An 11,890-nucleotide genomic window follows, 5' to 3' on the forward strand; every position below is an offset into this window, starting at 1 on the left:
AAAGAGGACGACCCGTGCGAGCTATTTTGCTAGCGCGGAATAATGCAGCCAGAAATGCTAAGGTTCGATTGCGGGTACATCATCTTGGTCCCGCTTATGGCGGCAAACCGCCAAATCGTCAAGCAAACCATCTTATTCATGCCGCATTGACCGAAGATTCTTTGCGCGCATAATGTGCAATTGAGGTTTCCCCAAGGATTGGATTGACCGTCGTGAGGGTCCATCGCGGTTTTCGGCGTGTTTTCGCGCCAAGCGCGGCGCATCCGGCGCCCTTTGCAGCGCGGGCTATTGCCGGCCTGGGCGCGCTGGCGCTCGGCTGCCTGACGCTCGCTGGCCACGGCTTCGCCCAGTCCGAGCAGGATATCCGCTGCATGCAGCTGCAGCAGGAACTGGATGCGGCCAGCGGCGGCGGCGGCAACAATCCCGAACTGATCTCGCTCAATCAGGAAATCAACCAAGCAACGCAGGCGCACCGGGCCGTGAAGTCGGAAATGGACCGGGCCGGCTGCTACGAACGCATGCTCATCTTTGGGCGGGCCCTGAAGCGGACGCCGCGCTGTCTCAGCCTCAATGCTCGCGTCGAGGATGCGCGGCGCCATGTCGAACGTCTGCAGGCGCAGCGCGCCTCCCTAGGGGGCGGCGGCAACCGGCGCCGGCAGCAGGAGCTCCAGCGCGCCATGCAGCAGAACGGCTGTAGCGGCGCCCCCCAGTCGGGCGGCGGAATCTTCGACTTCTTCGGCGGCCCCCGCCAGGAATACCAGACGCCGATCTATCGCAGCATCAATCCCAACGGCCGCTATCGGACCGTGTGCGTGCGCCTCTGCGACGGCTTCTATTTCCCGATCCACTACTCCACCTACGGCAGCCAGGCCGGCCAAGACGCGCAGAAGTGCCAGGCCAGCTGCGCCGCGCCGGCCGAGCTCTACGTCTACCGGAATCCCGGCCAGGAAATCGAACAGGCGATCTCTCTGAGCGGCTCGCCCTACATGGATCTGCCGGTGGCCCTGCGCTACCGCAAGGAGTTCGTGAAGGGCTGCTCGTGCAAGAAAGCCGAGTACAACCCCATGGAGATCGAGGCGGCGAACAAGAGGGCGCAAGGGATGCCGGCCGACGGCGCGACCCAGGCTTCCGCCGCGCCAGCAGCACCGCAGGCACCGGCCACGCCTGAAGCGCAGCCCGAACCGAGCGGACCGCCGCCGCAGCTCAATCTGGATATTGGACAGACCTCCCCGTCCGAACTGCAGATCACGCCGCCGCCACAGGCGGCCCAAAACGGCGCACCGACCTTGCAGGTCCCCGTGCCCCCGGGATTCCAGCCACCGCCGCCCGCGGCCCAAGCGCCGGCGCAACCCGCGCCCCAAGCTTCGTCCGAAGCCCCGCCCCAGGGTCAGTCCTCGTTCGTCAAGAATCCGCACCGACCCCCAACTAGCGAGCGTGCCTATGCGGCCTCGCCGCGAAGGCGCTTAAGCGCCCGCTCCCGGCCGATCAGCGGCAGCAACTGCTTCAGTTCCGGCCCATGGGGCTGTCCGGTCAGCGCCAGCCGCAGCGGCTGGAACAGCGCCTTTCCCTTGGCGCCCGTCTCCGCCTTCACGGCAGCGGTCCACGCCCCCCAGGTCTCCTCGGCCCACGGCTCGGGCGGCAGCAAGTCCGCCGCCACAGCGCAGAAGTCCGGGTCCTTCACGACCGGCTCGACCGGGCCCGTGACCACGGCCCACCAGCCCTTGGCGTCGTCCAGCACGTCGAGATTGCCCCGCACAGCGTCCCAGAACGCCTCCCCGCCGGTCACGCCCTGTTCCTCGAGACGCGCGGCAACGGCGGAGAACGGCAAGGCATGCAGCAGCTTGGCGTTCAGCAGGCGCAGCTCGTGCACATCGAAGCGGGCAGGCGCCCGCGACAGCTTGCCGAAGTCGAAGGCCTCGGCCAGTTCGTCCAAGCTATCGTGGGGCGCGATCGGGTCGCTGGTGCCGATCGTCGCCGCATAGCTGACCACGGCGAGCGGTTCGAGCCCCTCCTCGCGCATGCCCTGGATGGACAGGGACTTGTCGCGCTTCGACAAGGCCTGCCCCTCGGCGCCCACAAGAAGGTTGTGATGCCCGAAATCGGGCGCGACCGCGCCCAGCGCCTCGAACAGCTGGATCTGCGGCGCCGTGTTGGCCACGTGGTCCTCGCCGCGAATGACGTGGGTGATACCAAGATCGACATCGTCGACCACGCTCGGCAGCGTGTAGAGAAACGTGCCGTCGCCGCGGATCAGGACGGGATCGGACAGGGAGCCCGCATCCACATGCTGCCGGCCCCGCACGAGATCCTCCCAGACCACGTCGCGCGGCTCCAGCTTGAAGCGCCAATGGGGCTTGCGTCCCTCGGCCTCGAACGCCGCCCTCTCGTCATCGGTCAGTTCGAGCGCCGCCCGGTCGTAGACGGGGGGCTTCCCGCGCGCGAGCTGGCGCTTGCGCTTGAGCTCCAGCTCTTCGGGTGTCTCGTAGGCAGGATAGAGGCGGCCCAGCGCTTTCAGCTTCTCGACAGCCGCATCGTACCGCGCGAGCCGGTCCGACTGCCTGACCTTGTCGGACCACTCGAGGCCCAGCCAGGCGATATCCTCTTCGATGCCGCGCGCGAAGGCTTCCGTCGAACGCTCCTTGTCCGTGTCGTCGAGGCGCAGAATGAACGAGCCGCCGGCCTTCCGGGCGAAAAGCGCATTGATGATCGCGGTGCGGATATTGCCGGCGTGCAGCCGCCCCGTGGGGCTCGGCGCGAAGCGGACGGTGACACTCATCTAGGTCGTCTCGCGGAATTTGTTGGTGATCGGATAGCGCCGGTCGCGGCCGAAATTGCGCTCGGTGATCTTGACCCCAGGCGCGGCCTGGCGGCGCTTGTATTCGGCGAGATAGAGCATGCGCTCGACCTTTTTCACGGTGTCGATATCGTGGCCGCGCGCGACGATTTCAGGCACGGAAAGCTCCTGCTCCACGAGGCAATTGAGAATGTCGTCCAGCACCGGATAAGGCGGCAGGGAATCTACGTCCCGCTGATCGGGTTTCAGTTCCGCCGACGGGTCCTTGGTCAGGACGTTCTCCGGAATGATCACGCCGTCGGGCCCGAGGCATCCCTTCGGCCGGTTCTGATTGCGGTAACGCGACAGCGCATAGACCTGCCCCTTGTACAGGTCCTTGATGGGATTGAACCCGCCGTTCATATCGCCATACAAGGTCGCGTAACCAACGGAAACCTCTGACTTATTTCCGGTCGTCAGCACGAGCGGCCCGAGCTTGTTCGACACCGCCATCAGGAGCGTGCCGCGCGTGCGCGACTGCAGGTTCTCCGCCGTGAAGCCGTCCGGCGTGCCGCCGAGCAACTCCGCGAGGCAAACGCCCAGGCCCTCGACGCCGTCATGGATCGGCACAATGTCGTAGCGGACACCCAGCGCCTTCGCGATCTGCTCCGCGTCGGTCAGGCTCTCGCTGCTAGTGTATTCGTACGGCAGCATGATGCAGTGAACGCGATCCGCGCCCAGCGCATCGACGGCCATGACCGCGCACAGCGCCGAGTCGATGCCGCCCGAGAGGCCTAGGACCACGCCGGGAAAGCCATTCTTGTTGATGTAGTCGCGCAGGCCCGTGACGCAGGCGAGATAGTTGGCCGCCTCGCCGGTCTCGATGCCTGCGATCTCGCCTTGCGCGCAGCGCCAGCCGTCCGCGTCGCGGTGCCAATCGGTGACGACCGCCGCATCTTCCCAAGCCGGCACTTGCACCGCGCAGGTCCCGTCCGCGTTGAGCACGAAGGAGGCGCCGTCGAACACGAGCTCGTCCTGTCCCCCGAATTGGTTGAGATAGACGAGCGGTCGCTTCGCTTCGGCCACGCGCGCCTCCGCCATGCCGTAACGGATCGCCTGCTTGCCCATCCAATAGGGCGACCCATTGGGAGCGATCAGGAGATCGGCCCCGGCCTCGGCCAGGGACGCGCAAATGCCCGCCTCCCAGATGTCCTCGCAGATGGGGACACCCAGCTTCAGCCCCCTGAACGCAATCGGCTCCGGAATCGGCCCCGGCGCAAACACCCGTTTCTCGTCGAACACGCCGTAATTCGGCAGGACATGCTTGTAACGCACCGCGGCAACGCGGCCTACGTCCAGCAGTGCCACCGCGTTGTAAACGTCGTCGTCTTCCGCCCATGGCAAACCCATGAGCATGGCCGGACCGCCATCCTTGGTGCGTGCCGCCAAGTCCTCGCATGCGGCGCGCGCCGCGCGCTGCAAGGCCGGCTTCAATACAAGATCCTCGAGCGGATAGCCGGTCAGGAAGAGCTCGGAGAAGACCACAAGGTCCGCGCCGGACGCGGCAAAACCCTCCCGCAAGCGCAACGCGATCTCGAGATTACCTTCGAGATCGCCGACGACCGGGTTGGCCTGCGCGAGCGCGAGCTTGAATGAGTCCTTGGTTTCACTACCCATGGAGTCAACTCAAATGGATGAATTGCGGTGACCGAAGCCGGGCTGCCCCCGAAACGGGGCGTGCGCAAAGCCCGCCCCCAGCATTCTGCTACTCGCCAGCCGCGACGGAGACTTGAGGCACGGGCCGGCCTTCCCGCTCGCGGCGCAGACGCGCCGCCACAATGAAGGCCAACTCGATCGACTGATCGGCATTGAGCCGGGGATCGCAGTGGGTGTGATACCGGTCCGACAGATCGGTTTCGGTGACCGCCTTCGCGCCGCCGACACATTCGGTGACGTTGTTGCCGGTCATCTCCACGTGGATCCCGCCCGCATGGGTTCCCTCGGCGCGATGCACGTCGAAGAAGGCTTCCACCTCCTTGACGATCAGATCGAAAGGCCGCGTCTTGTATCCGCTGCCGGCCTTGATCGTGTTGCCGTGCATCGGATCGCAGGTCCACACAACCGACTTCCCTTCGCGTTCCACCGCTCGGATCAGCGCCGGGAGATGGTCGCCCACCTTGTCCGCGCCAAAACGGCAGATCAGCGTCAAGCGTCCGGGCTCGTTCTGCGGGCTGAGCAGATCGATCAGCCGCAGCAGTTCGTCCGAATCGACGCTCGGTCCGCATTTCACGCCGATCGGATTCTTGACCCCGCGCAGGAATTCCAGATGCGCATGGTCAAGCTGGCGCGTCCGGTCGCCGGCCCACAGGAAGTGGCCCGACGTGGCGTACCAATCGCCCGATGTGGAATCGATCCGGGTCAGCGCCTGCTCGTAACCGAGCAGCAGCGCTTCGTGGCTCGTGTACAGGCTCGTGGACCGCAGCTGCGGCGTGTTCTCGGGCGTCAGCCCGATCGCGCGCATGAAGCGCAGCGTTTCGGCGATGTGATCGGAGAGCTCCCGATAGCGGTGGCACGCCGGGCTGTCCTCGACAAAACCGAGATTCCACTGATGCACGTGCTCGAGATTCGCGTAGCCGCCTTGCGAGAACGCGCGAAGCAGATTGAGCGTCGCCGCGGCCTGACGATAGGCCATGTGCATGCGCTGCGGATCAGGATTGCGATCCAGCTCCGAAAAATCGATGCCGTTGATGATGTCGCCGCGATAGCTCGGCAGCGAGACCCCATCCGAGGTCTCGGTGGACGACGAACGCGGGTTGGCGAACTGGCCGGCGATGCGGCCGACCTTCACCACGGGCGACCCGCCCGCATAGGTGAGCACCACCGCCATCTGCAGAAAAACGCGGAAGAAGTCGCGAATCGTATCCGGACCGTGCTCCGCGAAGCTCTCCGCGCAGTCGCCGCCTTGCAGCAGGAAGGCCTCGCCTTGCGCGACGCGGGCGAGCTTGGCCTTCAACTCCCGCGCCTCGCCTGCAAAAACCAGCGGCGGGAACGTGGCGAGCTGCTGCTCGACTTCGGACAGGGCTGCGGGATCCGGGTAGTCCGGAACCTGCTCAATCGGCTTTGAACGCCAGCTATCGGGGCTCCAACGCGGTGCCATTCTCATTCTCCAGTTAAGTCCCCGCTATATAAGCACTTGAAATGACTGTGGCTAGCAGGGGATCGCGATCACTTCTCTATCGCGTCTATCGCGGGGCCTGCCAAATAACCGATAATGACGCGGGAAGGAACCAAAAGCCGTGCCTTTGCTGGAGCATAGCCATAAGCCGCGCGATATCGCCAAGCGGCTCGCCCAGGGACCCAAGGTCAGCTATTTGCGCGATTGGGTCTATGGGGGGATCGACGGCACGGTGACCACCTTCGCCATCATGGCGGGCGTGGTCGGCGCCGACCTCTCCGCGACGATCGTCATCATCCTGGGCCTCGCCAACCTCTTCGCCGACGGCTTTTCGATGGCCGCCAGCAACTACACCGGCACCAAAGCGGAGAGTGACGAGTACGAACAGCTTCGCCGTACGGAAGAGCGCCATATCGAGCTCGCGCCCGAGGGCGAGAGGGAAGAAATCCGGCAGATCTTCCGGGCGAAGGGCTTCGAAGGCCAAGAGCTCGAAACCGTCGTCGCGGTCCTCACGAAGCATCGGAAGAGCTGGATCGAGACCATGATGCGCGAGGAGTATGGCCTGGCTGCCGCCGTGCACTCGCCGACGCGCGCCGCGTTCTTCACGTTCGTCGCCTTCGTGCTGTGCGGCAGCATTCCGCTCCTGCCCTATCTCTTCCGGCTCGATCATCCGGAATGGCCGTCTGCCATCATGACCGGGGCAACATTCTTCGCCATCGGCTCGATCCGGAGCCGCTGGTCGCCGAAGCCGTGGTGGCTCGCGGGACTTGAGACCTTCGTCATCGGCATGGCGGCCGCGACCGTTGCCTATGTCATCGGGGCCGCGCTGAAAGGACTTGCCTGAGCGCCTTTCACTTTCGCCATTCCGGGGGATCGTGCAAAAATCGCCGAAAGAGCGAATCGAACGTCGCTTACACGCTGACACACCGGGCCGATCCTTATGGCGACCAAAGAACCGACATTCAGCATCGGCATCGAGGAGGAATATCTCCTCGTCGACAAGGAGACCCGCGACCTCGCCCCCGAACCGCCGGCCGAGTTGCTCGCCAAGGCCGAAGAAGCCTCGGGCGGCCAGGTCAGCCCCGAATTCCTACGGTCTCAGATCGAGGTCGGCACCCATGTCTGCCGATCGGTCCAGGAGGCACGTGACCAGCTCGTCGAACTTCGTTCGACCGTGGGCGCAACCGCCGCTGAGTTCGGGCTGGCCCCTATCGCCGCTTCGACGCACCCCTTCGCGCATTGGGATAGTCAGCATCACACCAATAAGGAACGCTACAACCTGCTCGCCCAGGACCTTCAATACGTGGTCCGCCGGCTGGTGATCTGCGGCATGCACGTGCATGTGGGCATCGACGACGACGATCTTCGGATCGATCTCCTCAGCCAAGCCCCCTATTTCCTGCCGCACCTCCTGGCGCTGTCGACCTCGTCGCCTTTCTGGCAGGGCGAGGCGACGGGCCTCAAATCCTACCGGCTGTCCGTGTTCGACGAATTGCCGCGCACGGGCATCCCGCACACGTTCTCCAGCTATAGCGAGTACGAGCGCACCATCGAGCTCATGGTCAGCGCCGGCCTGATCGAGGACGCCACCAAGATCTGGTGGGACCTGCGCCCGTCGGCACGCTTCCCGACTCTCGAGATGCGCGTCACCGACGTCTGTCCGTTGGTCGAGGACGCCATCGCCATCGCCGCCCTGTTCCAGTGCATCCTTCGCCTGCTGTATCGGCTGCGACGGCAGAACCAACGCTGGCGCCACTACCCGCCGTTTCTCATCCGCGAGAACCGCTGGCGCGCCCAGCGCTATGGCATCGAGGAAGGCATGGTCGACCTTCGGCCGCGGCGCATGGTGCCCTTCTCGCATCTGATCGAGGAACTGTTCGAACTCGTTGCCGAGGATGCAGCCTATTTCGGCTGCACGCGCGAAGTCGCCCATGCCCGTACGATCCTGCAGCGCGGCACCAGCGCGGATCGCCAGCTCAAATGCTACGAGATGGCCAGCGCCGGTGCGTCCCAGCACGAAGCCCTGATTGCCGTTGTCGACGAACTCGTGGCGGAGACCGCCGCCCTCCCCGGCGCCAGCACCAAAGCTGTCCTGGAAGGCGAGAACGCCTAAGACCGGATTCCTTCACGGCCGCATTCGCTAGAGCGTCGCCTGCATCCCGCCACCGGCGTTGAGCGCCGGTTCAGATCGTCCGTGTACTGTGTATATAGAGTGCGGAGACACACAACTACACGTTATCCGAGCAAAGGTATAACGTACTGGAATGTATGGGGAAATTGTCACACGCGGACTGTCTAAGACCCAACTAATCGATTTTACAAATTGTTAGTTGCAGCCTCCGACGATACGAACGATTCGCATCAGGATGAGGCTCGCAGATGGGGCTCCGCTATCAAAACCTTTGCCGACGTGTACGCCAATGCATGACGTCGGAGTTGGATCTCGAAACGCCCCGGATAAGACTCACCAAAGAAGAAATGGAAGATGCAACCCTCCAGCGAAGCACTCTAGACGAAGAGTTTCCTCCCCAACGGGGCGACCTCACGGTCTGCGTGGACGACCTCCGCGAAGCTGCAACACACCACAACGACGACTGGCTCGCGCAACGGCTGATCGAAGAGGCTGTGGCCCTTGATCGCAAACGCCAGAAACGCGGTGACGGGCTCTACTGGCAGTACGTCAACATTGCCTATGCCGCTCAGCAAACCGCAGAGAACGAATTCAACAAGCTGTACATCCGGGGCGTATGCCGCTTCGCCATAGAGTCCGGCATCAAGCAGGTTGAAGTCTATCGAGCGAAAGTGCTCTCGGCCTCGCCGCCCGATTCCGACGAATTGATGGGGAACACCGCGGACCCGGAATCGCTGCTCTCTGTGCTCAGAGGCGACAAGACAGTAAAAGCTCCGTCGGCATTGAAGGAAGCATATTTTACCGACACGGGGCTGAGCGTCCGCCTGCCTGGCGACTGTGCAACTGGTCTATCCACCTAGAGCGTCGTCTGCATCCCGCCATCGACGTTGAGCGCGGCGCCCGTGATGTACGCCGCCTCGTCCGAAGCCAAGAACAATGCGGCATTGGCGATGTCCTCGGGCGTCCCGAACCGCCGGAGCGGCGTCTGGGTCAAGAGCGCCTTCGCGATACCGGGGTTCTTCAAATAGCGGCCGATCAGCGCCGTCTCCACATAGCCCGGCAGCAGGGTGTTCACCCGAATGCCGTAGGGGGCGTATTCGACCGCAAGACTACGTGACAACGCCGACACCGCGCCCTTGGTGGCCGAGTAGACCGCCATCTGCCGCGTATGCTTGGCCGACATCACCGAAGACAGATTGACGATCGAAGCCTTGCCCGACGCGCGCATCAAGTCGAATGCCTCGCGCGCGCATTTCACCGTCCCATCGAGATTGACGGACCAGACCTTCTCCCAATCCTCGTCCGTGAGATGACGAAAGTCCGCACGCGCGCCGACGCCCGCATTGTTGACGAGGACATCCAGCCGACCATGGGCGTCCTTGATGGTCGCCATCACGCCTGCACTTCGGCCGTGTCGGTGATGTCGACCGCCTGCGCCTCGGCGGCACCGTTCGACTTGACGATTTGATCGGCCGTCTCCTTGGCCGCATCGCCGTCGATATCGGCAACGATCACATGCGCCCCTTCGCGCGCGAAGGTCTCGCTGATGGCGCGGCCGATGCCTGCGCCTCCGCCCGTTACGAGCGCAATCTTTTCCTCAAGCCGCCGCATCTGATCCCTTGATCGGTGTTGGCGGCTCCCACTTCTGCCGCAGGGTTACGAACTCTTCCGCCATGCTGGGGTGAAGCGCCATGGTGGCGTCGAAATCGGCCTTGGTCGCACCGAGCCGCAAGGGGATCGCCGCCATTTGAACGATCTCGGCCGCGTCGGGTCCGACCATGTGCAGGCCGAGCACCTTGTCGGTCTCGACGTCCACGATCAGCTTCATGAAGACCTGCTCGCCGCGCCCGCTGATGGTGGCACGCATGGGCCGGAAGCTCGTCTTGTAGACATCGACCGCATGGTTCTTGCGCGCGTCTTCTTCCGTGAGGCCCACGGTTCCGATCTCCGGCTCGGTGAAGACCGCCGTCGGGATGAAACTGTAGTCCATCGCCTTGGGACGGTCTTCGAACACCGTCTCGACGAAGGCCGTCCCCTCGCGGATCGCCACCGGCGTGAGATTGGCGCGATCCGTGACATCGCCCACCGCATAGATGCTGTCGACGGACGACTTGGAGTAGGCGTTCACGACCACTTTGCCGTTGTCGCCGAGCTCGACGCCGGCGGCCTCGAGCCCCAGTCCTTTGGTGTTCGGTGTGCGGCCGGTCGCGGCCATGACGGACGACGCATGAAGGCAATCGCCATCCGTCAGCGCGACCCGGTATCCCTCGCCGTCCTTCTCGACCGACGTGATATTCGTGCACATCCGCAAGTCGACACCGCGATCGCGCAGCGCCTCGGCGACCATGTCGCATAGATCGTGGTCGAAGCCGCGCAGGATCTGTTCGCCGCGATGGACCACGGTAACGTCGACACCGAAGCCGGCGAAGATCGAGGCGAACTCCATGCCGATATAGCCCGCGCCCAGAATGACAATGCTCTGCGGCAGCGCCTCGAACTTGAAGCACTCGTTCGAGCTGATGAGATGCTCCGCACCCGGTATGGATGGAAAGGCCGGCGCCGATCCCGTCGCAACCAGGATGTATTTGGCCGACACGGGCGCATCGCGATCGGCGAGACGCACGCTATGAGGCCCATCCACCGTCGCCCGCGCCAGGAAGCGTTCGACCCGGTTGTTCTCGAGGGTGCGCGTATAAACGCCGTTGAGCCGGTCGACCTCACGCTGCACGTTGTGGATCAGCGTGGACCAATCGAACCCAAGGTCGCTGTAAGACCAGCCGAATGGCTTGGCATCTTCGATTTCGGCGCCGTAGCGGCTGCCGTAGACCAACAGCTTCTTCGGCACGCAGCCGCGAATGACGCAGGTACCGCCGACACGGTATTCCTCGGCGATGGCGACGCGCTTGCCGAGCTGGGCCGCGAGCCTGGCCGCGCGAACGCCGCCGGACCCTGCCCCGATGACAAACAAATCGTAGTCGTAGTCAGACACTTTGGATCGGTACTCCGGATGACTTTTTCAGATGATGCGTCGGATGATGACGGGTCGGATGAGATTTTGTCAGATGACAACTTGGCGCTTGTGACCTTATGCGCTCGGATGCTTCAGGACTTGTACGCCATTTGCCCCTGCGACAATTGCCATATCGCAAAGTCCGAGAAAAAGACCGTGCTCGACCACGCCGGGCACGCGCGTCAGGGCGAAAGCCAGAACCTCGGGCTCGGCGATTTTGGGAAATGCGCAGTCCACGATCAGATTGCCCTGATCGGTAACGAAGGGGCGGCCTCCCTCGCCGGGCCGGAGCCGGATCTCGCCCTCGCACCCAGCCTCCGCGGAAAGTGCCTGGATCAGCTGCACGGTCGCCTTCAAACCGAAGCGTACCACTTCGATCGGCAGCGGATGGGACCCGAGCGTCGCGAAGCTTCCGGTGTCCGCGATGACGACCATGCGCTCGGACGCGTCGCGACGATCTTCTCCCGCAACAAAAGCCCCGCCGCCGCCTTTGATCAGCCGGATGCTGATCGTCGATCTCGTCGGCACCGTCGGAATCGAGGTGCGGGGTTTCGTCCACGTCGTCAGCGGAATGCCCAAAGCCTCGGCATGGGCACGAGTCGCCTCCGACGTCGGCACGCAAATGACGTTGAGACCATCGCGCACGCGCGCGCCGACCTCTTCGACGAAAGGCGCGGCCGTGGAGCCCGTGCCGAGCCCAAGCCGCATACCGGGCTGCACCAGCTCGATAGCCGCCCTCGCCGCGGCGGCCTTGTACCCTTCGATCGTCCTTGCGCTTTCCGACATCGGCCGTCAGGTCTC

9 protein-coding genes and 2 pseudogenes are annotated in these 11,890 nt (G+C 64.0%); 4 read left to right on the plus strand and 7 right to left on the minus strand.

Going from position 1 to position 11,890, the window contains the following annotated elements; all coding sequences use genetic code 11:
• Positions 1-29 precede the first annotated feature (29 nt).
• Entirely contained in the window at positions 30-599 is a 570-nt protein-coding gene (locus tag AUC70_RS18085; protein WP_069445011.1) for a hypothetical protein, read from the minus strand.
• 78 nt (positions 600-677) lie between these two features.
• Between AUC70_RS18085 and AUC70_RS18900 the strand changes: the two are divergent.
• A pseudogene (locus AUC70_RS18900) lies at positions 678-1,070 on the plus strand (DUF2865 domain-containing protein); the annotation flags it as partial.
• 368 nt (positions 1,071-1,438) lie between these two features.
• Here the strand turns inward: AUC70_RS18900 and gltX are convergent.
• The 3 genes from gltX to AUC70_RS11770 all read right to left on the minus strand — a co-directional run bounded on the left by gltX (position 1,439) and on the right by AUC70_RS11770 (position 5,930).
• Positions 1,439-2,776 (minus strand): glutamate--tRNA ligase, encoded by a 1,338-nt coding sequence (gene gltX, locus AUC70_RS11760; protein WP_069445013.1) that lies wholly within the window; start codon positions 2,774-2,776, stop codon positions 1,439-1,441.
• Positions 2,777-4,450, minus strand: a complete 1,674-nt coding sequence (locus AUC70_RS11765) for an NAD+ synthase (protein ID WP_069445014.1) — start codon at positions 4,448-4,450, stop codon at positions 2,777-2,779.
• Positions 4,451-4,538: 88 nt separating this feature from the next.
• Positions 4,539-5,930: a class II 3-deoxy-7-phosphoheptulonate synthase gene (locus AUC70_RS11770; RefSeq protein WP_069445121.1), complete on the minus strand. Its 1,392-nt coding sequence runs from the start codon at positions 5,928-5,930 to the stop codon at positions 4,539-4,541.
• 139 nt (positions 5,931-6,069) lie between these two features.
• Here AUC70_RS11770 and AUC70_RS11775 point away from each other — a divergent pair, with 139 nt between their 5' ends.
• The 3 genes from AUC70_RS11775 to AUC70_RS11785 all read left to right on the plus strand — a co-directional run bounded on the left by AUC70_RS11775 (position 6,070) and on the right by AUC70_RS11785 (position 8,939).
• Positions 6,070-6,792 carry a VIT1/CCC1 transporter family protein gene (locus tag AUC70_RS11775; RefSeq protein ID WP_069445015.1) on the plus strand — a complete coding sequence of 241 codons (723 nt, stop codon included), beginning with the start codon at positions 6,070-6,072 and terminating at the stop codon, positions 6,790-6,792.
• A 96-nt stretch (positions 6,793-6,888) separates the two neighbouring features.
• A complete protein-coding gene (locus AUC70_RS11780) occupies positions 6,889-8,061 on the plus strand; it encodes a carboxylate-amine ligase (RefSeq protein WP_069445016.1) in 1,173 nt (390 codons plus the stop codon).
• 311 nt (positions 8,062-8,372) lie between these two features.
• The gene (locus tag AUC70_RS11785) at positions 8,373-8,939 is read left to right on the plus strand and encodes a hypothetical protein (protein ID WP_069445017.1); all 567 of its coding nucleotides are present in this window, start codon (positions 8,373-8,375) and stop codon (positions 8,937-8,939) included.
• Here AUC70_RS11785 and AUC70_RS11790 read toward each other — a convergent pair.
• From AUC70_RS11790 to rpiA, 3 genes and pseudogenes are all read right to left on the minus strand, one after another.
• Positions 8,936-9,690: pseudogene (locus tag AUC70_RS11790) on the minus strand (SDR family NAD(P)-dependent oxidoreductase). The gene AUC70_RS11785 and the pseudogene AUC70_RS11790 sit on opposite strands and share 4 nt — an antisense overlap.
• Positions 9,677-11,068, minus strand: coding sequence for a glutathione-disulfide reductase (gor, locus tag AUC70_RS11795; RefSeq protein ID WP_069445018.1), 1,392 nt, complete (start codon positions 11,066-11,068; stop codon positions 9,677-9,679). The pseudogene AUC70_RS11790 and the gene gor overlap by 14 nt, the downstream one beginning before the upstream one ends.
• Positions 11,069-11,164: 96 nt before the next feature.
• Positions 11,165-11,875 (minus strand): ribose 5-phosphate isomerase A, encoded by a 711-nt coding sequence (gene rpiA, locus AUC70_RS11800; RefSeq protein ID WP_083241503.1) that lies wholly within the window; start codon positions 11,873-11,875, stop codon positions 11,165-11,167.
• Between the last annotated feature and the right edge of the window lie 15 nt (positions 11,876-11,890).

It is taken from the genome of Methyloceanibacter stevinii, from assembly GCF_001723355.1.
Classification (GTDB): domain Bacteria; phylum Pseudomonadota; class Alphaproteobacteria; order Rhizobiales; family Methyloligellaceae; genus Methyloceanibacter; species Methyloceanibacter stevinii.